Source organism: Alteromonas sp. ABV4_515 (genome assembly GCF_056160345.1).
Map to the genome: position 1 here is coordinate 284278 of NZ_JBSWWZ010000002.1, position 25971 is coordinate 310248.

The window sequence follows — 25971 nt, forward strand, 5'->3', positions numbered from 1 at the left end:
TTATGTTCTGGCAATGAATTTATTGACTACCAGCGGCACTCGTCACTGAGTCTGGTAACGTATAAGCAATAACATAGTCACCAACCGGGGTTTCCATAAAGTGATGACCACCGGCCATGATAACCAGGTATTCCTTACCATCCTGCTCATACACCATCGGATTCGCTTGGGCGCTAGTAGGTAGTTCGTCCTGCCATACCGTATCTCCAGTGTTGATATTAATGGCACGGATAAGGCCGTCAGTGGCTGCAGCAATAAAGATAAGATTACCGGCAGTCACTACAGAGCCACCGTTATTCGGTGTGCCAATGTTGATTGGCAGGTGGGATGCAATACCAAACGGACCATTATTGCGTGCGGTACCCAGCGGTCTGTCCCACAGAGTTTTACCCGAGGCAAGCTCGATAGCTCGGATACCGCCGTAAGGAGGTTCTTTGCACAGTAAACCAGTGAACGGTAAGCGCCAGCCCGCATTGACATCAATGCCGTACGGTGTGCCTACCTGGGGATCGCCCGCGCCTTCAGCACCACCAGTGGGGCCGCCAAATTTTTCATTTTCTTGCGCCCGGGTTAGCCAACCTTCTTCATTCACTTCTTCCCGATGTACCAGCTTGTTGTACATGGGCATGTCGTTGTAATTGGCAATCATAACGCCACGTACAGGATCGATAGCCACACTGCCCCAGTCTGATCCGCCATTATAGCTCGGATACTGTATCCAGCGCTGGTCGACGGTGGGCGCGGTGTACATGCCATCATAAGCGGCTTCCTGATACTGAATTCGGCAGGCAAGCTGATCGAACGGGGTGACGCCCCACATATCCTGCGGTGTCAGATCGGGTTTGCGCAAAGCGTGATAGCCACTGAAAGGTTGCGTAGGGCTACGCTCTTCAGGCTCTACGCCACCCACAGGCACCGGTTTTTCAGTGACTTCGGTGAGTGGTTTACCGGTGCGGCGATCAAGCACATACAAGTCGCCTTGTTTTGATGGCAGCATGAGTGCCGGCACAGTGCCATTTTCGGTGGGGAAGTCCAGCAACGTCACCTGTGAACCTAAATCGTAGTCCCACACATCTGCATGTACGGTTTGGAAATGCCAAACTGGTTTACCGGTATTAACATCAATGGCCACCAGTGAGCTGGAATATTCATGTTCTTCTTTGCGGCGCATGGAGCTGTAATAATCTGCAGTGGAATTACCCATAGGCAGGTAAATTAAACCAAGCTCGTTGTCACCGGTACCTGTGGTCCACATGTTCGGTGTACCACGGGTGTAGGTTTCGCCTTCCGGTGGAACAGTGTCGATATCAGGGCGCACCATGTCCCAAGCCCACTTCAATTCGCCGGTTACTGCATCAAAACCCTTAATGACACCTGAAGGTTCGTAGCGTGCCTGACCATCGATTACCTGATGACCGGTTACAATCACGCCTTGTACCACATTAGGTACACCTGTAATGGCCACATAGCCGTTCGGGGTTTCGCCCATGTGCTCTTTAATATTGACCTGACCGTTATTGCCAAAGTCTTCGCAGGGTTTGCCGGTTTCAGCATCCACCTCAATAATGCGTCCATCCAGCGTGCCTTCAATAATTCGCGCCTTGCAGGTTGTCTGACCGTCGGCCATTGCCGATGCGGGCGTTTCATAGTACGCCACACCACGACATGCGGCTGTGTATGGAATGTCTATCTGATCGAGTCCCGCATTGTATTGCCAGATTTTTTCGCCGGTGCGGCTATCCAGCGCAAAAATGTTGTTTAAACCTGAACAAAGATAAAGTCGGTCATCCACTTTAATAGGCGTGGTTTCTGCACCCCAACTCTTCACATCCATTTCACCGGTACGAAACTCCCAGGCGCGTTCGAGTTGATCCACGTTTTTAAGGTTAATTTGTGTCAGTGGAGAATAACGGGTGGCCGCGTTATCGCGTCCATATGATGGCCAGTCACCGTCGGCAGGGGCGTCGGAAATATCACTACTGCCGGTAAACGTTTTATAAGAGGTTTTTGCGGTGACAGGAACATCGTCGTACTGATTAAATCCATAAGGCACAAACGCCAGCGCGAAGGCTACTGCGAATACCACCACAGAGGCTCCCGCATAGCCGTAAGCGGTTTTCTTGCTAAATGGTTGGCGAAGGCGTGGCATCGTTAGCGCTACAAACAGTGCAAGCACCATGACAACATCGAGTCGGGGTACCCAGCGCCAATAATCCAGCCCTGATTCCCAGGCCGCCCAAAGCACGGTTCCCAGCACCACTAAGCCATAAACCCATACCCCCGCGCGCTGGTTTTTCGCCAGCAGGAAAGCGGAAACAAGCATGCCAATACCGGCAAGAAGATAATAAAAACTGCCACCAACGGCAGCAAGCCAACCACCACCAATAAGCAGGGGAAGACCACAGATAAGCAGCAATAACGCCACGAATAGTGTGAATTTGCTGGTTTTTTTCTGACTGGATGAAGTCACATTACCATCCTTCTGTGTAAGTTACAGACCAGGCTTCCGAACAGGAAGTCAGAGATTCGCGTATGCGTTTGACATCGCGTATGGGCATACTGCTGAACTGCCCGGAAGAGGGTTGGTTTCATGCGCTATGGCGAAACTAACCATATGGGTCGATACGGCAAACAAGGTGAATAGTTCAAGCTTCTGACACGATTGCGATAAGGTGTTGCCGATTGCCGACAAATAACTTAGCAAGAGAATTTTGAGGAATTTCATTGCGGTTGATCATGAATATACGACTAATAGCGTAGGCACTTATGTTGCGAAAATGTTAATAGCAAGTAGGGCGATGAATTCACTATTTTTATGCAGGATAACGGTATTTCAGCACCTATTAGATAAAGGGAATATTGATAATTAATACATGGTTGTTTTCTTTGTGTTAATTTAGGCTAAATAAATTAACATTTTTGCGTGTTTTCTTCACATAGGATGGGCTTTCTTTTCTAGTCAACCGGAGAAAGTATGGGAACACGTACTGAGTTTGATCAGCCGTCCTCTGACGCTGAGTCGAATAAATCAGGGCAATACGCCGACTTACACAAGCCGTCTTCATCGTTTAGCAGTCGCGATGACTATTTAGAGCACGAGTTGCAAATCATGGCGCCAAAGCGCTGGCGTCCAAATTTACCGTTTAAAGATTATCGTTTTGAATGGGAAGACACCATTCCCGCGCTCGCGGCTACTATCGGTAAAGTCGTCATGGTGGGGGCAATCGCAGCAACGTTCGCCAGTCAGCTGGGGTTAGGCGATGGATTCATTCTTGAAAACGTGCGCTACGAGTTAATTATCGTATCGGTGTTTATTTTGCTGTTTTCTGGCTTCTTCCTGCCCACCGCCAACCTGGCAGGTACGCACGGACCGCTTATTCCGCTTATTCCTATCGTGGTGGCGGCTGGTGGTCATCCCATGGCATTTGGTTTGTTGATTGGTATCTTTGGCTTACTGCTCGCTGTGTTCAAAGGGGGAAGTTTGCTTGCCAGCCTTACCAGTCGCGGTGTGTGCGGTGGTTTGTTGCTATACCTGGGGTTCATTGGCACAACATCACAGGTGAAAAAGCTCATCGCCTGGGCGGAAGGCATTGGAATGGCGCATATTGCGTTCATCGTCATTATCTCCACCATCGTTTTATACGCGCTGCTTGAACACTGGAAAAAGCGTTGGCTGGCAGTGCCGCTTAGCTGTCTCATTGGGGGCGGGGTCGCATTTTTACTCGGGGCGCCGTTTGAATTTTCCACGGGTCCTGGTTTACCCAACTTCAATCCCATGTACTGGTGGGGCGATGACACTGGCTGGATGCTAGGGTTACCCACGGTAGAAAACTTTGTTGTGGTACTGCCTTTCGCAGTGTTAGCTGTAGCCATGTGGTCTCCGGATTTCCTCGGGCACCAGGTGTTTCAGAAGATCAGTTATCCGGCCAGAACCGAGCGGGTGCACATGAATATCGACGATACTATGGTATCTGCGGCTACCCGTCAGGTTGCCGGCTCTTTAATGGGCGGTGCGAATTTTACTTCTTCCTGGGGGACCTACATGGTGCCTGCGGCCATTGCCAAGCGTCCCATTCCAGCAGGGGCAATCTTAACGGCGCTATTTTGTGTGTTGGCGGCGGTGATGGGCTATCCCATGGATTTAGCAATTTGGGAACCGGTACTCTGTGTCGCGTTGATTGTGGGCGTATTTGTTCCATTGCTGGAAGCCGGTATGGAAATGACCCGTGAAGGGAAAACCACCCAGTCTGCGGCAATAGTAGTATTTGCCAGCTCGTTGGTGAATCCGGCATTTGGCTGGTCTCTCACCATGCTGTTAGATAATCTGGGCCTGATTGGGAGTAAGGAACGGAGTGCCGAATTGTCTCATATGAGTCGCTGGATCATTCCAGGCGTCATGTTTGTGATCCTAACAACAGTGATGGCGCTGGTAGGCTTACTGCCGGGCATTCCGGCATTGATGTAAGATAACTTAGATGGCTAGTGCGACAGGCTCTTGCTTGATCGCACTGGCAGACTCATTACCACTCCAAACCCGCTTGTCTCACACAGTGGGTTATCGACAAACCACAGTTTACCGTAGTGCAAAGATGTCACCGCACTCACCATCGACAAGCCCAATCCGTTACCAGGGGTGGTGCGACTTTGCTCGGCTCGATAAAACCGTCGGTCCAGGTTTTCAAATTCAGCCGTGGGCAGGCCTCTGCCGCTGTCGAATATGGCAATGATGTTTCGGTTCCCGTATTGCTTCAGCAGCACCTCAATGCGCCCACTGCTTTTCGCATGCTTAAGACTGTTGTCGACCAAGTTACTGAGCGCCTGAAACAGCAAGTGCGGATCGCCTTCAATCTCAACGGCATCGATATTTGTGGTTAATCTGACTTGCTGATCTTCTAACAGCGGTTCGTACAAATCGATAACGTCATTCACCACAGTATGCAGGGCAACGCGCTCAAATCCGGCGCGCTGTCGCTCACTTTCCACGTCAGCAATGCGCAGTAGACTGTTAAATATACCCAGTAAGTTGTCGGCTTCAGCCATGGCATCGTCGCGAAGTTCGCTGTCAGGCATGCGCTCAAGCTTACCACGAAGGCGGGTCAGCGGTGTGCGCAGATCGTGAGCAATGTTATCTGAAACCTGCTTGATGTTTTTCACTGAATTTTCGATTTTATCCAGGGTTTTGTTAAACACGATTGCCAGTCGGCTTAAGTCATCCCAGTTACTGTCTATCTCCATACGCGCAGCCAGGTTTCCCGTGTCCATAATGTCACTAGCAGTGCGCGACATGCGGTTTATACGGTTTACCACATAGATGGCGACCCCAAAACTCAATGCCGCAATCATTACCAACATAACAATAAACAGCCAGCCAAGGGCGCGACCAATTTTCTGCGTGCTATAGAGTGCTTCCACGCTTCGCGCCACCATGATGCGGTATTCCCCTAAAGGAATGTCATCTATTAAGAAGTAATCGCTGGTGGCGAGGTAGCTGTCATTCGCTACGGCCTTGCTCAGGTATTCGGTGATGGGTAACGAGAGAATAACGGGAACGTTTGTTGCGTCGTAGTCTGGTAAGCGTTGTAGATTGCCGGCAAGAATTTTCTGATTGCTGTCGTACAATGCTACGAGTGTGTCGTTATTCGGCAAACTCACTCGCCGGTTCACACTGGATATCGTTTGCTCAATATCACCACTGCGAAATAACTCGGAGAAAAGGAATTTTTCCGCTGCAATGGCAGAGTGGGCTTCAGCCAGCAGCTTGTCGTCGTCGGCCAACGACCAGAAGTAGAAGATAAACAAGATCCCGGCGGAAGATAAAGCGGTAAAGAGCGCGCCTACCCGGAAGCTTGAGCTGCGGGTAAACGCACCAATTGCAATCAACTGAGGCCCTCAGAAATGCGATACCCCGTGCCACGTACCGTTTCAATAAGCGGTATGTTGAAGGTCTTATCTACCTTTTGGCGAAGACGGCTAATATGCACATCAATAAGATTAGTCTGTGGGTCGAAGTGATAATTCCAAACCCGCTCCAACAGCATACTGCGGGTAACCACTTTGCCGCGGTTTCGCAATAAACATTCTAGCAGTTGGAACTCTTTCGCCTGCAAGTCGATTTCTGTTTCACCCCGGGTCACTTTGCGGCGAAGCAGATCTAATGTTAAATCGCCTACCGAAAGCTCTGTTTCCTTGCTGGCAGCACCAGGGCGACCTGCAAGACCCTCAGCGCGGGCAAGCAATTCTTCAATGGCAAAAGGTTTGGTGAGATAGTCGTTGGCACCGGAACGCAGCCCGCGAACCTTATCGTCTACCTGACTTTTAGCACTCAATAATAATACCGGTAATGCGGGGTGTACGGCTCTGATTTCTTCCAACACCGTAAATCCATCCATTTCCGGTAACATGATGTCCAGAATCACCAGATCAAAATGTTCATCAAGGGCCCGGTTTAATCCATTTTTACCGTCGCTCTGATGAAAGCATTCGTGTCCGGCTGATTCCAATCCGCTGCGAATATGTTCTGCAACAGTGGGATCGTCTTCAATGATTAACGCTTTCATACATCCGGCTCTGCTAGTTAATGTTAACAGGACTTCTTACGCCAAAACGACGTGACATTGATCACAATAATAAGCGATTTCACGACTAAAACGTCAAATGTGACATTCTTTTAATATTGCAATGCTACCGAAAAATCGGTTTATCAACACTATAGCTGAAGTTTGTTGTTCAGGTTTCCCGAAGTTGAAAACGCATGGCTGGGTTATACGGGGTAAAGTTTTGAACATCGCCACGGGCAGTAATGCGCTGCACCTCTCGCCAATATTCAGGCGTCATTAAATCACCATGGAGCGACTTGAGAATATCTTTGAATTTCTTTTTACCCACAATAAAGTGTTCGAACTGTTCTGGGAATACATCGTTGGGAGCAACTGATAAGGTGTCCAGTGCGTAGGGATCATCGGATTTGGGCAGTTCGCGGAAATTACGATCTTTCATCAGGCAGATCTCATCGTAATCATAGAATATTACCCGACCGCCTTTGGTAATGCCGAAGTTCTTATGCAGCATGTCGCCGGGGAAAATATTGGCAAGGGCAATTTGTTTTATGCATAAACCGAGTTCGTTTATCGCATTGTGCAGTTTATCTTCATCGGTTTCCTGTAACAGAAACAGGTTCAGCGGCGTCATTTTGCGCTCGATGTAGAGGTGCTTGATGATTAATTCATCGTCAGTAAATTCCAAGCTAGAGGCACAGGTCGATTTCAGTTCGTCGATCAGTTCAGGCGCCATGCGATTAAGCGGGAAGCGGAAGTTCACGTATTCGTGGGTATCTGCCATACGGCCTACGCGGTCCGAGTTTTTCACCAGCTTGTAGCACTCTTTTACGTGCTCGCGGGTGATTTTCTTACTCTCAGCAAATTCGTCTTTGATAATTTTAAACACCACGCCGTAGGTGGGCAGATGAAATACCATCATGACCAGGCCGCGAGTGCCCGGCGCCCGTTCAAAAATATCGTCGGTGTTATCGAGGTGCTGAAGATAGTTGCGGAAAAATACTGTTTTACCGTGCTTGTGATGGCCTAGCGACATATACAGTTCAAAATGCTTTTTGTTGGGCATAAGTTCCTGCAGAAACGCCGCCACTTCAGCCGGGTACTGGGTATCCACCATGAAATAACTGCGGGCAAAGCCAAAAATCACGCTAAGATCCTGCCGGTCGGTAAGCAGGGCATCCACATAAATTTCCTGGCTATTGTTGGTGTGCATGGAAATCACAAAAGGCAGGGTTTCACCGGGCATACAAATGCGCCCGATCAGATAGGCCGATTTGCCGCGATAGAATACGGGTTTTAAGATTTCGACTAATTCCACACTGGCGAGTTGCGCTTTGTTCAAACGCTTACGCAGGGCATTTTCAAGGCTGTCCATGTCGCGCTGACGATCTTCAAAAGCCAGATTAAAGCGGTATAACTTGTAAATCGACTCATACATTTCAGCTACCGTGGTGGTGGTATCTAAACTGTTGATCACCTGTGCCCGATCACGTCCTGGCAGATAGCAGCGGCTTGGCAGCACAAACATCACATCATTTTCGAATGACTGGTGACGAAACAGACGACCGATAATGGAATTGTAGAAGGTTTCTGCCAGCTCAAACTGTGGGTGAGTTTCCAGGTGACGGGTATAGGTTTCTTTCATTTGTTGCCAGAAGCTGCGATCCCGCTGATGCACCTCAACCTGATGATAAATATCGGCAACCGCATCAGACACGCTTTTCTCGTAGATGTTGAGGCGCTCGCGGGAAGCAATTTGTGTTGCTTGCCATTCGCCGTTTTCGAAGCGCTCTTTGGCTCCCCGGGTGATGCGGGTAAACCAGCGATAACTTTTATCGAAGTGGGTGAGAATTTGAAAGGCGATTTTGTTCGCCAGGCGCGTGTCTGTCATTGCCGGTGCTCAATCTGGTTTCACAGGCTAACACTAGCACAGCGATTTTACCGGTCACAACACTCTGGTGAATGCTGACTATCACCAGGATAAGAATGGGTAATGGTTGGCCATAAAATAGCAGCAAGGCGAGACCTTGCTGCCGTGTCAGCCCTGGAGTGTTCGGCTAGGCAGATCTAGTTAGCCGGCATCAGATAGATTTCACGCACGCTATTACGAGCGTTAGTGCCAATAGCATAGGCCACCGCATCCGCCACGTCTTCTGGCTGCAGTTTATCGTCTTTGGGTTCGTCGAAAAAGGGCGTATTGACCATGCCAGGACAAATAGTGGTACAGCGACCTTGCCACTCTTTCATCTCTTCAGCCAGATTCATTCCGAATCCGTAAGCGAACCATTTACTGGCACCGTAAACGGAGCCCTTAATCGGGATTTTGCCGGCGGCTGAGCTGGTCAGCAGAAAATGTCCGGTGGTTTTCTTCAGATGGGGCAGGGTGAGTTTAGCCGTCCATAGCAGAGCTTTGACATTTAGGTCGATTAGGGTATCCCATTCATCAGGATCACCCGCTTCAGTACCTGCCGTGTTCACACCTTTGCCCGCATTGGCAAACACCGCATCCAGACGACCAAAATGATTCACGCCAGCTTCTACAACGGATGCCAGCTCGTTAAACTGGGTGGCATCGGCTGCCACTGCCAGTACGTTTTCTTCCCCCAGCGCGCTGGCAATGGTGTCGAGTTTATCTTTACTTCTCGCGGTAATGATAAGCTTATGACCTTCTTGTACCAGTTTTTTGGCCGTAGCTTCGCCAATGCCGCTGGACGCGCCGGTGATCAGTACAACTTTACTCATAGTCATCTCCTTAAAGCGGTTGCTCATTATGGAGGTTTCTACTTATAACAGTACCGGTTAAGATCAGCCTTGGCGCGATGGCGATTCATCCCTGGATGAACCTAAATAAGTCCTTTCATCCGGGCTAGGCCTAATGCATTGCAGGTGGTCGCATCGAGAATTTCGCCGTTTTTGATTTTCTCATCAAGTTCACTAAGGCGAATTTTATGGCAGGTGAGCCCTTCTTCTTCCGGGTCGAGGTTCTGCTCGGTCATGGTGAAATCTGTGGCAATCCAGATGTGATAACCCTGGTTACAAAAACCGTAGGCTAAATACTGATAACCCACATGGGTCCAACTTTTTGCCAGCAAGCCCGTTTCTTCCTGCAGTTCGCCAGCGGCGAGTTCTGCCGGATCGGCCTGGCCATTCTCTTCCCAGGTGCCCTGGGGGAATTCTAATTGTCGCTTCTCTACCGGATATCGGTATTGCTCCACCATGTACACATAATCATCCTGGATCGGAATGACTACAGTGAAATCGGGTTTTTCCATCACGCTGTAAATGCCTTGCTGGCCGCTAGGACGTTCGATGGCATCTTCCCGCACTCGCATCCATTTATTCTCGTACACCACTTTACTCGACAGTGTCTTTATTTCTGAAGACATTCAACAGACTCCTTTTAATCCTTTTTCATATTCCGGTCGTAAACCGGACCGTTATTTTATGAAAGAAAAATGACAGTTCGTCTACGAAAAGAAGACGGTTAACGGATCTTGTCCGTTTAGTCTTGGAGTTGCGTCGGCAGTTGTGATTAACTCCGGTGCGCAACGTAGCTGGCTAGTTGCCTAAAAACTCAGTCCGCTTTAACCACACGTTGTCCTTTTCAAATAATAAAAAGTCATCATTACTAGATGCCTAAGTCTCACCCTGACGCCAGAAAAAACAGTAGGCGCAACGACGCCAACATTGCAAAACATGCAATGTATTGAATTCACATATAAATTCGGGAACACACTATGCAACAGGAAAGATGCATTTCCTCTAAATTCAGATACTCTCTTCTCTCTGCAGCCATTATCGGCTTGCCGCTTTCTTTTTCAACACAGGTGCAGGCGCAAACTGACACCGTCGCTGATGCCGATCTGGAAAAAATTCAGGTTGTTGGTTCGCGCCGTGTGGGCCGCACCGTTAATGACTCACCTGTACCCATTGATATCATCGATGCGTCTTCTATCGAAGCGACGGGTTTGACAGAAACTAACATGATTCTGAACCAGTTACTGCCTAGCTTTAACTTTCCGCAGCCTTCCATTACCGACGGTACTGACCACGTGCGTCCTGCGCAGCTGCGTGGTCTGGCACCGGATCACACGCTGGTACTGGTAAACGGTAAGCGTCGTCATACCAGCGCACTGCTTAACCTGAACGGTTCAGTGGGCCGTGGCTCATCGGCAGTAGACTTAAATGCCATTCCAGCCAATGCCATTAAGCGTATTGAAGTACTGCGTGATGGTGCGGCAGCCCAGTATGGCTCTGACGCCATTGCCGGTGTTATCAACATCGTGTTGAAAGACGCTTCCGAAGGCGGTGAGTTTTCTGCCACCTACGGTGCAAACGTGACCACCATGGACGGCGTGCCAGATTTAAACGGTGTGTACATTAATGACGAAGGTAACTTAGGTTTTGATACTGGTTCAGACCGCAGCCTGACCGACGGACAAACTGCCACCTTGCGCGGCAACATGGGCTTTGAATGGGGCGATGATGGCTTCATCAATGTGTCTGCCGAATATCGCGATCGTGGTCAGGCTAATCGTGCCGATTTCGACCCTCGCGAAAACTACGCCCGCGATGCTGATGGCAACCTCGACCCACGCGAGTTGACAGTTAACCGTTACAATCACGTTTATGGTAACGGTGAAGTAGAAGACTACGCGCTGTTCGTGAATGCAGGTAAAGCGCTGACCGATGAGGTTGAGTTCTACGCAACAGCCGGTGCCAGTACCCGTGATTCAATCAGCGGTGGTTTTTATCGTCGGGCTCAGGATGGCCGTAACATTGTGACTATTTATCCTGATGGTTTCCTGCCGCAAATTACCACTGATATCACTGATACGTCATTACTTGCTGGTATAAAAGGCTACGGCAATGTGTGGAATTACGACCTGTCTGTTACCCATGGAGGTAACAAACTGGAATATGGCGTGGTAAATACGCTGAACACCTCTGTGGGCCCAACCAGCCAGACTAGCTTCGACGCCGGTACTCTGGAATATAACACCACCGTAGTGAATGCGGATGCCTCTCGTCTGGTAGAAACCGGTGTGTTCTACAGTGAAATGAACTTCGCCATGGGCGCAGAATATCGTCACGAGAGCTATGAGATCTCTGCCGGTGAAGAAGCGTCTTACTTGCAAGGTCCATACGCGGCAGGCGGTCTTGAAATTGCCGGTGAAGGCGATACCCTGGCTGCGGCCGGTTCTCAGGTATTCCCTGGCTTCACCCCTGCATCTGCTGGCGAAAACAGCCGTCATAACTACAGTTTCTATGTGGATTTAGAAGCTGACGTGCTGGAAAACTGGAATGTTGCGGTAGCTGGTCGTTACGAAGATTACTCTGACTTCGGTAGCACCTTTAACTGGAAACTGTCTAACCGAGTGACTATCACTGATGAGTTTGCGTTGCGTGCATCGGTTTCCACCGGTTTCCGTGCGCCTTCTCTGCAACAGCAGTACTTTACTTCTATTTCTACGGTATTCATTGACGATGTACCTACCGAAACTGGTACCTTTGCGCCTTCCAGTGAAGTAGCGCAGGCACTAGGTAGCCCGGGTCTGGATGCAGAAGAATCGACTAACTACAGTGCTGGCTTCACCTATTCGCCAACGGCTGATTTTAACCTGACAGTTGATTTTTATCGCATCGATATTGATGACCGCATCGTGTTATCGAACAACTTGTCTGGTGAAGCCATTACTGCACTGCTGGCGGGTACCGGTGCCACGCAGGGGCGTTTCTTCCTGAATGCCATTGACTCACGCACGCAGGGTGTCGATATCGTGTCTACTTACACGCTGCAAACGGCAGAGTGGGGCGCATTCAACTTCAATCTGGGCGCGAACTTCAACGACAACGAAGTTACCGATGTGATTGATGCACCAGAAGTGCTGCAGAATGCTGGGTTTGACCAGGACAACCTGTTCTCGGGTGTTGAACTGCGTCGCTTCGAGTCTAGCTCACCGGATAATAAATTTAATCTGGGTGTGACCTGGAACTACGATCGCTATACCACCACCCTGCGCACTACCCGTTACGGTGAGGTGGAAGATCCAGCTTCTACTGCGGCAACCAATGAAATTATTCCTGCTGAGTGGATCACGGATCTAGACGTAAATGTGGCACTAACGGAAGGCTTGTCGGTATCGGTAGGTGCTAACAACCTGTTTGATGTGTACCCGGAAGCAAGTCGCTACCTGGTTGAGTCGCCGTCTACATTTACTAACCTGTTCCCGTATTCTGGCTTCTCGCCTTACGGTTTCACCGGTCGTTATGTTTACGGTAAAGTGGCTTATCGCTTCTAAGCGTTAAACTTACAAAAAAAGCCAGCGGTTCAGTGAAGTGTCCGCCGGCTTTTTTTGCCTTGCGTTATAGCTGACTAACGATGATTATTAATTAAGAATTTTTGACGTAAATTTTCAGTAAAGCTTAACTCTGTAACGCATTCCCGTTGCAGAATAAATGCTGACTCGACGTACTTTTATTTCGTAGAAAAGCATTTATGAATCAAATATCGACCCCCTCCACGCAAAAAATCATCTCGATCACCAGTCAGTCTCATTCGGGTTCAACTGTGCTTTCAATGGCGCTGGCCTGTCACTGGCAACTGGTTTCTTTAGGAGAAATCTATCAGGTACTGCGTGAACAGCCTGATTTCTGGCTGGACGATCCCGCACAACGTTGCAGCTGTGGAGCGCATGCTTCTGAATGCAGCTTCTGGCGTGTTGCACTTAGCCGGGTGAAGCAACAACAGAAACATACTGGTAAGCCGGATAAAGCCGATATTCGTGCAGGATATCAAATTGTTCTTGATACCTTCCGCGAGCAGTTTGCAGACTTGGGAATCGTTGATACCTCGAAGGGGGAAGATCATATTTCTTTGCTGAGCGAACTTAAAAATGCCGATCCACAGGTGATTTTTCTGCTCAGGGATGTGCGCTCATTTGCTGTTTCGCAAACCCGACTCGCTCGCCTTGAGAACCGTAAAGGATTTAAAAAAGCAAAAGGGCATTACTGGTACCAGATGGTTCGCTGGTATACTCGAAATAGAAAGCGGGAAGCAAATCTGATTCGATCTGGCCTTTCCTATCAGCAAATCGGGTATGAAGCGTTTTGCTTTGATGTGCGAAATACGCTGGCCCGCACCTTCGAAAAATGCGGCTTAGAACCCGCTGATCAAGAACGTGATATACATCACTCAGAACACCATGTTTTATTTGGCAATCCTATGCGCCTCAACGCCAGTGCTCATCAGCAGATTAATTATGATGACAGGTGGTTTAAGGAAACGGGATATCAGCTACCCCTGACTCTGATGCCATTTGTGATGCGGTACAATCGTGAAAAGGTGTATGCAGTCGGGAAGTGATCTTAAGGAAGTTTGTTTAGCTCGAATAACAAGTTAATAGATGGCGGTGCACGCACCGCCAATATTCAGATAAATGCTCAGAAACTGAAAGTTCTGCTCACTGACGCCACAATGCGGGCATCTGCTCTGTCGAGATCCATGGTGGTATCTTCTGCCGCCAAGGAAAAATCAAACCCCTGATAAGAAGTCAGGTAAGCCAGTCGCCAGTGATAATAGTCGTTATCGCCGTCCCAGCTCCATGCTTGTTCATCATGGCTGTTTGAGCGGTCTCCACTAATGCGAATGGTGTGACCCGGTGCCACTTCAAAAGAATGGGCCAGCATAATAATTGAGTGTCCACCACCCAATCCGAAATAATCCCAGCTATACCAGAAGTTGAGCTCTGTATTCCCCAGTTTATTGCCGTGATTAAAGCTGGCGTAGACTTCCGGGTAATTGTAGTCGCTGCTGTAGTCGGCGCCGTGGTAAGTGTAATAAGCAATACCGGTATCCAGACTCAGGCTGTCGGTCAGCGCCTGGTAATAACCTGTGTAGCCGTCCCACTCCAGTTTGGTTTCGTCACCGGCATAGTCAATGTTAGAACCCCAGGTGCCCGCATACCAGCCATTGTCGGCGCTGTAGTCTATGCTGCCCTGCAGAGCTGGGTTGTTCTGTGTTTGGCTCACACCATTGAAGGTGTAGTCTGAATTTAGCGAAACGGTGCCAGACCAATCGGCATGGGCATCAGCGGCTACCAATAGACTGGTCGCTGCCAACGGTAATAGTGATTTAATTAATACTGCTTTTTTCATTTAATTAAGCGTCTCTATTTTAGTGAAATCAATTTTGTTTTCTTTTGGTGAAGCTTCGATATTGCTGACTTTTCTTGCTTTAGTGACAGCCATGTAACCGGCACAAATGAAGAACAAGCCAATCACTAACGCGCCCACCCACTGGATTTTCAGGAAATCCAGCTGGAACAGCATGGTAAGTAAACTCAATACCACCACGTTGCCGATGATGTATTTGGCTTTGCCAAAACGGGCCACAGTGATATTCAGGTTGTCGGTGTACAGACGCACCAGTGAATCCAATGAATTCAACACAAATGTGATGCCCACAAAAGCCATGGCCAGGTTATATAAGCCGCCAGTGTTCAACCCGTTATCGTGATAGAAGTATAGTACGGAGAACCATGTCGCGATGGGGATTGACGGGAATATCAACATTGCCGCCAGAACCTGATAGGTACGTAAACCACCCACGAAACGGGAGGTAAACTGACCAATCATGATGCTCCAGGCAAACCACCAAAACAGGTAAAATTCGTGATAATCGTTCAGCGGCAGCAAAAACTGTTCGATGTTGCCAAAGTAGTCACCCATCATGGCAGTGGTATTAATAAACGCACCTACAGAGCCGTTGTCACCTAAGAAGGCGCCTGCCCACATCAGCGCGATAAGGCCGATGAATAACCAGGTGGTCGACAAACTTAAAATACGAACGTATTTCAAGCTGGTACTGGAATATACCGCCCCGCTAATTACAGCCAGAACAATAAGATAAAAAATACCCGTTCCCACGCTGGTGTCTTCCAGTGAAGGCAAATACCAGGGCAAATTTGCCAGCAATAAATAAGCAGTGAAGGCACAGGTACCAATGATCACCACGTTATTGATGAACTTTACCCAGGAAATTTCGAAAAACTTCACCCGCGGTTCAATCACGCAAAAATAGAAACAGGTAAGGAAGTAGAAACTCCAAATCAGGAAACCCCAGAACCCGAACTCTATGGCTAACGGGTTGGCAAAACTGTATTCCGGGCTCACAGCCGTATCGGCGTAACCGGCAAATTCAGTCAGCGGGAACATGATCAGGCCCACATCGAGCCCAGAGGTAAACAAAATAGCGATAAACGTTAATGTGCGAACTGGGGTAACACCGACACAGCGGATGCGGCCCCATTTCAACAGGATAAAGGCGATAGACGCGTACGTGAATATCAGCCCGGCGGATAACCAGGTGGTCATAATTTCTCCCAAGTTAAATGCTGTTCGAGCGTAAACTGGCGAGTAACCCTTACGAGTTAGCTCGCTGCTTAGTCTGCCAGTCCTGTTCCATCAGAACGGGTGTATCGGTCGCCGGTGGTAATGCAGATTTGCCCAGAATTAAATCTGCGGCTCGCTCTGCAACCATAATTGTCGGCGAATTGAGGTTGCCGTTGGGAATGGTGGGGAAGATGGAGGAATCCACTACCCGCAAGCCTTTCACGCCGTGTACCCGCGTTTGCGGATCCACTACGGCCATATCGTCTGTGCCCATTTTGCATGAGCACGAAGGGTGATAAGCACTTTCAACGTTCTGACGCACAAAGGCATCAATTTCTTCGTCGGTTTGTACGTGTTTACCCGGTTGGATCTCTTCACCGCGATACGCAGATAACGCATCCTGGCCAATGATTTCCCGTGTTAGTTTTACGCAATCACGGAAGCCTTCGCGGTCTTCCTCTTCAGCTAAGTAGTTGAACAGGATCTCTGGTGGCACGGTTGGATCGGCCGATGTCACCTTAATATGGCCGCGACTTTTTGGCTTGTTATGGCCAATGTGAACCTGGAAACCATGTCCTTTCACTGCACTCTTACCGTCGTAACGCATGGCTGCAGGCAGGAAGTGATACTGCAAATCAGGCCATTCAACGCCGGCTTTAGAGCGAATAAAGCCGCAGGATTCAAAGTGATTGGTTGCACCCAGCCCCTTCTTTGTGAGGATCCAGCGAACACCAATTTTTAACTTGCTCCACCAGTCCAGCTTGCCGTTCAGCGTAATGGGCTTGTTGCAGCGGAACTGGAAGTAAAACTCTAGGTGATCCTGCAGGTTCTGGCCCACGCCCGGAAGCGCATGTTTAACCTCAATGCCTGCCGCCTTAAGGGTGTTAGCGTCGCCCACACCCGATAGTTGCAGCAGGTGAGGGGAGCCTACTGAACCCGCCGATAAAATCACTTCATTAGCAAAGTACTCTTCCGTGTTGCCATTACGGGTTAACCGAACCCCTTTTGCGACTTTATCGTCGATAAGGACTTTCTCAACCAGGGCATGAGTAATAACAGTAAGATTACTGCGTCCCATGGCAGGACGAAGATACGCATTCGATGCCGACCAGCGTACGCCGTCTTTTACCGTCATATGCATGGGGCCGAAGCCTTCCTGCAAAGCGCCGTTATAATCTTTGGTTTCGAAATATCCCGCTTCAACGCCCGCTTCGATAAAAGCAGAATAAAGCGGATTCTCCATGTTATTGCCGTTATTAGTGGCTAAGGGGCCTTTGCCGCCACGATACTCGTCGCCACCAAACGCCCAACTTTCCGCTTTTTTGAAATATGGCAAACAGTGCGCATAGCTCCAGTCGGTGGCACCGTGTCGTTCCCATTCATCGAAATCTTTGGCATGACCACGCACATACACCATGCCATTAATCGACGAAGAGCCGCCGAGCACACGACCACGGGGGCAGTGCATTTTGCGATTGTCCAAATGAGGCTCTGGCTCGGTTTCAAACTGCCAGGCGTACTTTGTCGTGTTCATTGGAATAGACAGGGCAGTAGGCATCTGAATAAAGATGCTTTTATCACTCCCCCCATTCTCAATGAGCAATACGTTGTGGTCGCCGCTTTCAGTAAGACGGTTGGCTAATACGCAACCTGCTGAACCGGCACCGACAATAATATAATCAAACTTCTGCATCAGACCTCCTAGATTAAAACGGGCTTTCTACATCAGACATGCCGATGTAAACCGCTTTGGTCTGGGTGTAGTGATACAGGGTTTTCAACCCATTTTCGCGACCGATACCCGACTGCTTATAGCCGCCAACCGGCATTTCAGCGGGTGATGCACCGTAGCTGTTAATCCAGCAAATACCGGCTTCCATCTGATGAATAACGCGGTGTGCACGGGTAATGTCTTTGGTGAAAACACCTGCTGCGAGACCAAGGTGTGTGTTATTCGCCCGGGCGATTACTTCGTCTTCGTCGTCGAAGGTTAATACCGACATCACCGGACCGAAAATCTCTTCCTTCACGATGGTCATATCGTCGGTGCAGTCAGTGAAAATGGTTGGTGCAACAAAATAACCGTTTGGCGCAGATGCCGGTTTAAGTGCGTGACCACCGGTTACCAGCGTCGCGCCTTCATCTTTACCTCTCTGGATATAATCCATCACCAGGTTACGGTGCTTCTCAGAGATCAATGCTCCCAGATTCGTCGCAGGGTCCATCGGATCGCCGGCAACGATGTTCTGTTCAGTGCGTTGCTTGAGTTTTTCCATGAACTCGGCATAAACACGCTTATGTACGAAAACCCGGGTACCGTTGGTACACACTTCGCCTTGGGTGTAAAAGTTCGCGAGCATGGCGGCAGAAACCGCATTGTCTACATCCACATCATCAAAAATGATGAGTGGCGATTTGCCGCCCAACTCCATGGTGACGTCTTTCAGTGAAGAAGCAGAGCTCGCCATGACTTTTTTACCTGTACCCACTTCGCCAGTGAACGATACTTTGGCAATTTCAGGGTGCGCGGTTAGCCAGGCTCCCACTTCACCGTCGCCCTGAACTACGTTGAACACACCTGCGGGTACACCCGCTTCAATGAAGATCTCTGCCAGCTTGAGTGCGCCCAGCGGAGTTTCTTCAGAAGGTTTAAAAATCATCGCATTTCCGCAGGCTAATGCCGGTGCAGATTTCCAGCAGGCAATTTGCAGCGGATAGTTCCAGGCACCGATACCGGCACAAATCCCAAGGGGTTCCTGACGGGTGTAGTAGAAGTCGCCGCCTAAATCTTGTTGATTACCTTCGATGGAAGGCGCAAGGCCAGCAAAGAACTCGATGCTATCTGCACCGGTTACCACATCAACTACCGACGCTTCCTGCCAGGCTTTACCGGTATCCAGAACTTCAATTTTTGCCAGCTCGTCATTGCGTTCACGCAACAAGGCAACCGCTTTCAACAAAATGCGGCTGCGCTCCATTCCTGACATTTTTTTCCAAACAGCAAAGCCTTCCTGGGCGCTTTTCATTGCCGCTTGTCTGACATCATCACAAGCTTTTTCCATTTGATAGGCCACTTCACCGGTGGCGGGGTTAATGACATCAAAGGTTTCACCTGTGCTATTGGCCAGGTATTTACCATGTACGAAATTCTGGTAGCGGGGTAACGACATTAAATGCTCCGAAATTAAGAAATTAGTTTTGCAATAAATTGCTTACAAAGGCGCTCACTTGCCTCAAAGTCAGGATTCGATTCCTGACTCAGTGCACTGCGCAGCCAAAAACCGTCAATCATTGCTGCGGTTGCCTGAGCCGCTTCGATAGCCTGATCTTTTGGCATGAGTTGTCGGAAGGAGAACCGTAAGTTGCTCAACAAACGTTGGTTGTTGATGTGCTGTAGTCGCGCCAGTTCAGGCACGTGCAGCGACTGTTCCCAAAAACTTAACCAGGCTTTAGTAGCAGGCTCTGAGCGTTGAAACACACTGAAGTTACTTTCAACAATCAGATTAAGGCGCTCAACCGGAGACAAGGTTTGCCCAGCCGTTTTTTCGACCAGAACATGATTTAGCTTGTCCAGTAAATGACGCACAGTGGCTTCGATTAACTGCTGCTTACCACCAAAATAGTGATTAATGATCCCAGACGATAAGCCCGCTTTTTTACTAATAGTAGTAATGGTTGTGTGGTACAGACCAAACTCATCAATTGAAGCCAACGTGGCTTCAATGAGCTGCTGCTTTCGTATGGGTTTCATTCCGACTTTAGGCATAATTTTTTGTTGATTGACCGTTCAATTAAAATAAAGCTTAATGATTTGAGTTGAATCTATCAAGTGTCTTTTTGTTGCTGATCTCAGGGTGCTGCAGCAAATCTCTTTGATTATTCTGATTTCAAATAATTGAAGTTTAATGGTATTTTTTTAATTGGGACTGTTTTAAATCGTGTCTTAAATAATTTGAATTTATATCTTTAGTTGCTGGTGTTGGTTGCTTTTTGTACTGATTGATGATGGGGTTAGGCTATTTTTATTAGTGAATCAGTTTCAAATGTGTCGCCCAGGCAGAGGAATATTAATAGTCGACAGGAGTTGAAAAAGACCAGTTGCTAAATTTATTTTTCATTTTATTTTAAATTGAAATGTATTTTTCGTTACTGTATTGTTAATGCTCAATTTACTGGCCACGCTTTAAGGAATTTATGCGCATAGGATTAGTAGGCTACGGTACTGGCGGACAACATTTTCATGCACCGTTTATCGAAGCAGCGAAAGGGGTAACGCTGGCTGCAGTAGTGGCCAGAGCACCGGAAACTATTGCTAAAGTTAAGGCGGATTTTCCTGAATTGCCTGTTTATAGCAGCCTTACGGACATGATTGCCTCTGGTTCAGTGGATGCAGTAACAATTACCACACCGCCAGCTACGCGTCAGTCGCTGGTACTCGAAGCGCTCGATGCGGGGCTGCATGTAGTAGCGGACAAGCCATTTGCGCCTGATGTAAAGCACGCCAGGATTCTAGAGGAAAAGGCGCAGGAAAAAGGCGTCGTACTGGGCGTTTTTCATAACAGACGGTTTGATACAGATGTGCTCACTCTGAAAAAGACGCTGGATAGCGGTGTTTTAGGCGAACTATCCCGGCTTCATACCCGCTTTGATCTGGATGATCAGGGGACTCTGGAGAAAGGCCCTGAGGGCGGGCTGTTGCGTGATCTTGGTTCTCATCAAATCGATCAGGTATTGCATTTACTTGGCCCGGTAGAATCTGTTTATGCCAGTCTTGATAATCAGATGTATCCGGAGGGGCTTACCAACGTAAGTTACTGTCTTACACTCAAACACACGAGCGGGATTACTTCCCATGTCTCAGCGTCTAAACTGAATTATCAGGTAGCCAAAGAGTTTATTGTTTATGGAGAGTTCGGCAGTTATTACTCTAATTCTACCGACGTTCAGGCGGCAGCAATTTTTGCCGGAGACCGGCCGAAAGATAATCCCGAAAAGTGGGGCATAGAAGAGAAATCGCGTTGGACGGTTTTAGCTACTGCTGAAGGTAAAACCCACATTCGCTGCGAGCAGGGGAATTACCACGACTACTATTCTCAGTTTGCCCTGGCAGTAGAAAATGGTGATAAACCACCGGTTACACCAGCAGATGCTATTGCTGCCATTGAGGTAATGGAAGCCGCTTATGAAAGCGCCGGAACGAATCAGGCAGTGAAGTTATAACTTCACTACCTGTACCACCTTAGTGGCCGGAAAATATAAAAGCCGAGTAAGGCGTCATGTGAATAAGGTTGTCGTTAACTGAAAACGAGTCAGTGGTGATCCCGTCCTGCCAGCTGAACAAACATTTGGCATCTGAAGGTAAGCCGTTGAGCCGGTATTCATCGACATCAGCCCCGGAAAGGTTAATAAACACATAAATTGACTTGTCATCAAGTCCGTTCGTACGCTTATACCCCAGCACTTTCTGCCCGTCATCTTTGTGAATGACTTCCGCGGAACCGCCGGTCAGGGCGGCGCTTTTACCGTCACTATTGGTGCGCAGTGCCACCAGTGCAGCGAAGGCTTCAGCAAACTCTTTAAAGCGCTCTTTGCGGTCCCATTCAATATCGTGGTTATCGTCGAACCAGCCGGATTCTTTGAAATCCTGCCCCTGGAACAACATGGGCACGCCGACGGACGTCAGTACCAGTACGCCAGCCAGAATACCTTTTTGACGAGCGAAGTAATTATCGTCTACATTGCCGGGCGCAACTTCTTCAACCAGCCGCGACTGTCCGTTTGCCACTTCATCGTGGGATTCGGTGTAAACCACCCGGGCGAACGGGTTGTTGCTGATCACATTTGTCACCGAAGAGGCGACCGTATTTAAATCGACATGACTGTCTTCCGTTTTTGTCAGTGCATCACGGATAGGATGAACAAAGCCAGCGGCCCATTGAGAAGTGTAACCGCAACCCCCTTCTTCAACCGGGTTGGTGATGTATTCGTGGGAGTGTAAGTCTTCAGCAATGGTCATCTTATCTGGATGCGCCTGGTGGACTTGTTGGTTTATGGTTCGGATCAAATCGTAGGCTTCCGGAATATCATCCTCGCCATTATCGGCACCAGACACGCTGCGCATATAGGGCACCATGTCCATACGCAGGCCATCGGCATGAAACTCATCCACCCACATTAAAGCGTTGTCGGTGAGATAGTCACGCACTTCCTGACGGCCGTAGTCGGGGCGTGTGTCGCCCCAGGGGGTGGTGCTACGGTAGTCGTTGTAAAAATAAATGCCGCCTTTATCATTTTCCTGCCAGCCATCAAACTGCCAAATATCCAGATCACTGGGACCAAGGTGGTTATACACAACATCGAGTACGACACCCATGCCCAGCCCATGGGCGGCATCAATAAATTCTTTCAAACCGTCCGGGCCGCCATAGGCTTCTTCTACAGCGTAAGGATAAGCCGGGTTGTATCCCCAGCTAATGTCGCCGGCAAACTCATTAACCGGCATCAGCTCAATAATATTGATGCCCAGTTTTTTTAGTTCGGGTAACTTTTCGATAGCCGTTGCGAAAGTGCCGTGGCCGTCCTTCGGTTTATTAAAGGTGCCAATGTGCATTTCGTAAATTACCCGTTCATGGATGGGAGGGGCTTTAAACGGGGAATGCTCCCAAGGAAAGTCATCGTCGTAGATAACGCTATTGCCCACACTATTCGTTAACTTGCGCGCCCGTGGATCATTCTTTACCAGCCGCTCATCCTGTCGCGTTGTAATAATGAATTTATATTCCTGGCCGTTTTCTGCATTATCGATACAGCCATACCACACGCCACCGTTGGTTGCGTTCAGTGCCGTTCCGTTATCGTTCCAGCCATTAAAAGTACCTGTTACTGCCACCGCTTTTGCGTTGGGGGCCCAAACCGCAAACTGGTAGCCTTTCGTTACAGGTGAAACGCCGAGTAATCCGTTAAATGAAGACATCGATAGGCTCCGAAAAGAAGGTAATAAAGGAAGTGATTAACTACTATCACTCGCAGAGCAAAGAAGATGCCGCAAAATGGCGTTTGTGTTTTATTGATAGGCTTTTAATTACGGCGTGAAACCAACTGATTTTGTTTTACTTTTTTAGAGTAGCTGTGAATGTGTCGATTGGGAGGAAGCTGATGGGAATATTGTTACGGGCAAAATTTACCGGCACGCAAAGCAAAAACTTCCCGGTGAGTGAGGTTTGCTTAGGATGATTGTTTTGCCATATTGCAATATGGCATGTCAGTTTTGCGCGCTTATTAGGACTAAATTTTCTGATTTGGCGGTGTTTTACCCAGAAAAAGCAAAATCGCGGTTGACAGTTAGACGTCTATACGGCAAATTGTCGCTATGAAAACAATTATTAGCACCACCGGCATGATGATTATTACCACCTCGTTGAGGGCGGTCGCTGGCTAGTGCGCATAAGCAAACAGACATCGAAAGCCCGCCCCCCAACAAGGAGCGGGTTTTTTTTTACGCAATTAAGCGTTGATGTAGCAAAATAAAACCGAAAGGAGCATTACATGAAAGTCTTAAAGTTTGGTGGATCTTCTCTGGCCGACGCAAAACGTTATCTTCGCGTTACCGAGATTTGTATGACCGCCCACCAAACCGAGGGCGCAGCCGTAGTGCTCTCTGCCCCGAAGGGCGTCACTAACGCGCTGTCGCTGCTTTGCGATCAGGCCGCTGCCGGCGAAGATTTCAACCCGTTGTTCACCAAGCTGGATGAGCTGGTAAACGGTATCGCTAAAGAACTCGATGAAACCCTTACTGGTTTCCCTTTTGAAAAGGTTTCTACTTTTATTGCCAGCCGTTTAGGCATCTTAAAACAGCAACTTGAAGGTATTCGTTTACTGGGGACTGCGCCAGATTCAGTGGCGGCAGAAATTCTCAGCCTTGGCGAATACATCAGTGTGTCTATGTTTGGGGGTATTCTTGAAAGCAAAGGTGTAGCCAATCAGCTTATCGACCCGGTTGATTACGTACTGGCAAATGGCGAGTACCTTGACAGCATCGCCGATGTGGCATTAAGTAAGGCCCGCTTTAGTGAAGTGGTTAGCGACGGTAGCGTGTTCCTGGTTATGCCAGGGTTTGTTGCAGCCAATGATGATCGCGAAAAAGTAACGCTGGGCCGTAACGGTTCTGACTATTCTGCAGCGATTTTGGCAGCGTGTATCGATGCATCGTGCTGCGAAATCTGGACTGACGTAGACGGCGTATATAACGCCGATCCGAATCAGGTTGAAGGCGCGGTACTGCTTGATAAATTGACGTATCAGGAAGCCATGGAACTGTCTTACTTCGGCGCGAAAGTACTGCATCCTAAGACCATTGGCCCCATCGCTCAGCACCACATTCCTTGTCTTATCAAAAATACTTTAAACCCAGCGGCACCGGGTACGCTCATCAGCAATGAAAAAAGTGAAATCTGGACCTCCGTAAAAGGTATTTCCCAGCTTGATAATGTGACCATGTTTAATGTAGCTGGCCCTGGCTTGAAGGGCATGGTTGGCATGGCGAGTCGCGTATTTGAAGTAATGAGCAATGCGAATATTTCCATTAGTCTCATCACGCAGTCCAGCTCTGAGTACAGCATTAGCTTCTGTATCCAGGAAAAAGATGCCGTACGTGCCCAGCACCTGCTGGAAGATGCCTTTACTCTTGAGCTACAAAACCAGCTGCTTGATCAAATTGAAGTCCGTCACGACCTGGCCATTGTTACGCTCGTGGGCGACGGTATGCGCCACACCAAAGGTTTGGCGGCCCGCTTCTTCGCTGCGTTGTCGCAGGCTCGGGTAAATAACGTTGCTATCGCGCAGGGCTCGTCTGAACGTTCTATTTCCACCGTGATCGAAGCGAAAAAGGCGAAAAAAGCCGTTCGCGTGATCCACCAGAATTTCTTCTCAGATCGTCACACCATCGACGTATTCCTGGTTGGCTGCGGTAATGTGGGTACAGAGTTACTGGGTCAGATCGCCCGTCAGCAACCCGCGTTGCTTAAACGTAACATTCAACTGCGCGTGTACGGTATTGCTAACAGCCGTAAATTGCTGCTCGACAGCAACGGCATTGATGTGGCTTGCGACTGGAAATCACTGCTGGCTGAGTCATCCGAAACGCTGAGCGTAGACCGTCTGCACCAGTTTGCTAACGATAACAGCCTGGTAAACCCAGTGATTGTTGACTGTACCAGTCATGAAGCAGTGGCAACACAGTATGTCGACATGATGGAGCAGGGCTTCCACGTGGTGACACCAAACAAGAAAGCCAACACCGACACCATGGCTTACTATAAAAAGCTGCGTCGCACGGCACAGAACACCAACCGTCAGTACCTGTATGAAACAACGGTAGGTGCCGGTTTGCCGGTTATCGATAACCTGCAAAAACTGTTTGCAGCCGGTGACGTACTGCACCAGTTTGAAGGTATTTTGTCTGGTAGCTTGTCGTATGTATTCGGAAAGCTGGAAGAAGGCATGAGCCTGTCTGAAGCCACCACGGCAGCGAAATCGAATGGTTACACTGAGCCAGACCCACGTGACGACTTAAGTGGTATGGACGTTGCCCGTAAACTGCTTATTATGGCTCGTGAAGCTGGTCTTGCGCTTGAGTTGTCAGATATCGAAATTGAATCTGTACTGCCTGCGGGTTTTGCTGAGGGCGCCTCTATTGATGAGTTCATGCAGCAGTTACCAGAATTGGATGCGGAGTTCGGAAAGCGTGTTGATGCCGCCAAAGCAGATGATAGCGTGCTTCGCTATATCGGTAGCATCAATGGTGACAAGTGCCGAGTAACCATTCAGGCGGTACCATTGTCTCATCCATTGGCGGCAGTGAAAGACGGCGAGAACGCGCTGGCTATTAGCAGTGATTATTATCAGCCAATTCCTTATGTAATTCGTGGTTATGGTGCCGGTGGTACGGTAACAGCGGCGGGGGTATTTGCAGATATCCTGCGTACCATGCCGTGGAAACAAATGGCGCTGTAATTAAAGGATAGTA

General features: G+C 48.8%; 17 protein-coding genes. 5 read left to right on the forward strand and 12 right to left on the reverse strand.

Going from position 1 to position 25971, the window contains the following annotated elements; translation table 11 throughout:
• Positions 1-19: 19 nt before the first annotated feature.
• On the reverse strand, positions 20-2470 hold the full coding sequence (locus ACXAGX_RS05580; protein ID WP_474837102.1) for a membrane-bound PQQ-dependent dehydrogenase, glucose/quinate/shikimate family: 2451 nt from the start codon (positions 2468-2470) through the stop codon (positions 20-22).
• Positions 2471-2974: 504 nt separating this feature from the next.
• On the opposite strand from ACXAGX_RS05580, the gene ACXAGX_RS05585 reads away from it, so the two are divergent.
• Complete coding sequence (locus ACXAGX_RS05585) at positions 2975-4465, forward strand: DUF3360 family protein (RefSeq protein WP_474837104.1); 1491 nt, start codon at positions 2975-2977, stop codon at positions 4463-4465.
• A gap of 14 nt (positions 4466-4479) precedes the next feature.
• Here the strand turns inward: ACXAGX_RS05585 and ACXAGX_RS05590 are convergent, their stop codons facing one another.
• The 5 genes from ACXAGX_RS05590 to ACXAGX_RS05610 form a co-directional block, all read right to left on the reverse strand.
• The gene (locus tag ACXAGX_RS05590; protein ID WP_474837106.1) at positions 4480-5880 is read right to left on the reverse strand and encodes a sensor histidine kinase; all 1401 of its coding nucleotides are present in this window, start codon (positions 5878-5880) and stop codon (positions 4480-4482) included.
• Positions 5877-6557 (reverse strand): response regulator transcription factor, encoded by a 681-nt coding sequence (locus ACXAGX_RS05595; protein ID WP_070124894.1) that lies wholly within the window; start codon positions 6555-6557, stop codon positions 5877-5879. Before ACXAGX_RS05595 ends, ACXAGX_RS05590 begins: the two co-directional genes overlap by 4 nt.
• 169 nt (positions 6558-6726) lie before the next feature.
• Positions 6727-8445, reverse strand: a complete 1719-nt coding sequence (gene aceK / locus ACXAGX_RS05600) for a bifunctional isocitrate dehydrogenase kinase/phosphatase (protein WP_474821006.1) — start codon at positions 8443-8445, stop codon at positions 6727-6729.
• Between the two features lie 176 nt (positions 8446-8621).
• Positions 8622-9302 (reverse strand): SDR family oxidoreductase, encoded by a 681-nt coding sequence (locus ACXAGX_RS05605; RefSeq protein WP_474837108.1) that lies wholly within the window; start codon positions 9300-9302, stop codon positions 8622-8624.
• A gap of 95 nt (positions 9303-9397) precedes the next feature.
• On the reverse strand, positions 9398-9940 hold the full coding sequence (locus tag ACXAGX_RS05610) for an NUDIX domain-containing protein (RefSeq protein ID WP_474821010.1): 543 nt from the start codon (positions 9938-9940) through the stop codon (positions 9398-9400).
• 351 nt (positions 9941-10291) lie between these two features.
• Between ACXAGX_RS05610 and ACXAGX_RS05615 the strand changes: the two genes are divergently transcribed.
• Positions 10292-12856 carry a TonB-dependent receptor plug domain-containing protein gene (locus ACXAGX_RS05615; protein ID WP_474837110.1) on the forward strand — a complete coding sequence of 855 codons (2565 nt, stop codon included), beginning with the start codon at positions 10292-10294 and terminating at the stop codon, positions 12854-12856.
• A gap of 197 nt (positions 12857-13053) precedes the next feature.
• A complete protein-coding gene (locus tag ACXAGX_RS05620) occupies positions 13054-13920 on the forward strand; it encodes a hypothetical protein (protein WP_474821018.1) in 867 nt (288 codons plus the stop codon).
• Positions 13921-13997: 77 nt separating this feature from the next.
• Here the strand turns inward: ACXAGX_RS05620 and ACXAGX_RS05625 are convergent, their stop codons facing one another.
• From ACXAGX_RS05625 to betI, 5 genes are read right to left on the reverse strand one after another with little or no spacing between them, the layout of a single operon-like run.
• Positions 13998-14711, reverse strand: coding sequence for a TorF family putative porin (locus tag ACXAGX_RS05625; RefSeq protein ID WP_474837113.1), 714 nt, complete (start codon positions 14709-14711; stop codon positions 13998-14000).
• On the reverse strand, positions 14712-15929 hold the full coding sequence (locus ACXAGX_RS05630) for a BCCT family transporter (protein WP_474821026.1): 1218 nt from the start codon (positions 15927-15929) through the stop codon (positions 14712-14714).
• Positions 15930-15978: 49 nt separating this feature from the next.
• Positions 15979-17640, reverse strand: a complete 1662-nt coding sequence (gene betA / locus ACXAGX_RS05635) for a choline dehydrogenase (RefSeq protein ID WP_474837115.1) — start codon at positions 17638-17640, stop codon at positions 15979-15981.
• A 13-nt stretch (positions 17641-17653) separates the two neighbouring features.
• Positions 17654-19117, reverse strand: a complete 1464-nt coding sequence (betB, locus tag ACXAGX_RS05640; protein ID WP_474837116.1) for a betaine-aldehyde dehydrogenase — start codon at positions 19115-19117, stop codon at positions 17654-17656.
• Positions 19118-19131: 14 nt separating this feature from the next.
• Complete coding sequence (gene betI / locus ACXAGX_RS05645; protein ID WP_474837118.1) at positions 19132-19713, reverse strand: transcriptional regulator BetI; 582 nt, start codon at positions 19711-19713, stop codon at positions 19132-19134.
• Between the two features lie 428 nt (positions 19714-20141).
• Here betI and ACXAGX_RS05650 point away from each other — a divergent pair, with 428 nt between their 5' ends.
• Complete coding sequence (locus ACXAGX_RS05650; RefSeq protein ID WP_474837120.1) at positions 20142-21167, forward strand: Gfo/Idh/MocA family protein; 1026 nt, start codon at positions 20142-20144, stop codon at positions 21165-21167.
• Positions 21168-21186: 19 nt separating this feature from the next.
• Here the strand turns inward: ACXAGX_RS05650 and ACXAGX_RS05655 are convergent, their stop codons facing one another.
• Positions 21187-22920 (reverse strand): alpha-amylase family glycosyl hydrolase, encoded by a 1734-nt coding sequence (locus ACXAGX_RS05655; protein WP_474837122.1) that lies wholly within the window; start codon positions 22918-22920, stop codon positions 21187-21189.
• 572 nt (positions 22921-23492) lie between these two features.
• Between ACXAGX_RS05655 and thrA the strand changes: the two genes are divergently transcribed.
• Entirely contained in the window at positions 23493-25958 is a 2466-nt protein-coding gene (thrA, locus tag ACXAGX_RS05660; protein WP_474837124.1) for a bifunctional aspartate kinase/homoserine dehydrogenase I, read from the forward strand.
• Positions 25959-25971 lie beyond the last annotated feature (13 nt).

Excerpts from the sequence above, each read along its gene's own strand:
- ACXAGX_RS05605 (WP_474837108.1), bottom strand. The coding sequence starts at position 9,302 with ATGACTATGAGTAAAGTTGTACTGATCACCGGCGCGTCCAGCGGCATT.
- betA (WP_474837115.1), bottom strand. The coding sequence starts at position 17,640 with ATGCAGAAGTTTGATTATATTATTGTCGGTGCCGGTTCAGCAGGTTGC.
- aceK (WP_474821006.1), bottom strand. The coding sequence starts at position 8,445 with ATGACAGACACGCGCCTGGCGAACAAAATCGCCTTTCAAATTCTCACC.
- ACXAGX_RS05650 (WP_474837120.1), top strand. The coding sequence starts at position 20,142 with ATGCGCATAGGATTAGTAGGCTACGGTACTGGCGGACAACATTTTCAT.
- ACXAGX_RS05595 (WP_070124894.1), bottom strand. The coding sequence starts at position 6,557 with ATGAAAGCGTTAATCATTGAAGACGATCCCACTGTTGCAGAACATATT.
- betB (WP_474837116.1), bottom strand. The coding sequence starts at position 19,117 with ATGTCGTTACCCCGCTACCAGAATTTCGTACATGGTAAATACCTGGCC.
- ACXAGX_RS05585 (WP_474837104.1), top strand. The coding sequence starts at position 2,975 with ATGGGAACACGTACTGAGTTTGATCAGCCGTCCTCTGACGCTGAGTCG.
- ACXAGX_RS05630 (WP_474821026.1), bottom strand. The coding sequence starts at position 15,929 with ATGACCACCTGGTTATCCGCCGGGCTGATATTCACGTACGCGTCTATC.
- ACXAGX_RS05615 (WP_474837110.1), top strand. The coding sequence starts at position 10,292 with ATGCAACAGGAAAGATGCATTTCCTCTAAATTCAGATACTCTCTTCTC.
- thrA (WP_474837124.1), top strand. The coding sequence starts at position 23,493 with ATGAAAGTCTTAAAGTTTGGTGGATCTTCTCTGGCCGACGCAAAACGT.
- ACXAGX_RS05625 (WP_474837113.1), bottom strand. The coding sequence starts at position 14,711 with ATGAAAAAAGCAGTATTAATTAAATCACTATTACCGTTGGCAGCGACC.
- ACXAGX_RS05620 (WP_474821018.1), top strand. The coding sequence starts at position 13,054 with ATGAATCAAATATCGACCCCCTCCACGCAAAAAATCATCTCGATCACC.
- ACXAGX_RS05655 (WP_474837122.1), bottom strand. The coding sequence starts at position 22,920 with ATGTCTTCATTTAACGGATTACTCGGCGTTTCACCTGTAACGAAAGGC.
- betI (WP_474837118.1), bottom strand. The coding sequence starts at position 19,713 with ATGCCTAAAGTCGGAATGAAACCCATACGAAAGCAGCAGCTCATTGAA.
- ACXAGX_RS05610 (WP_474821010.1), bottom strand. The coding sequence starts at position 9,940 with ATGTCTTCAGAAATAAAGACACTGTCGAGTAAAGTGGTGTACGAGAAT.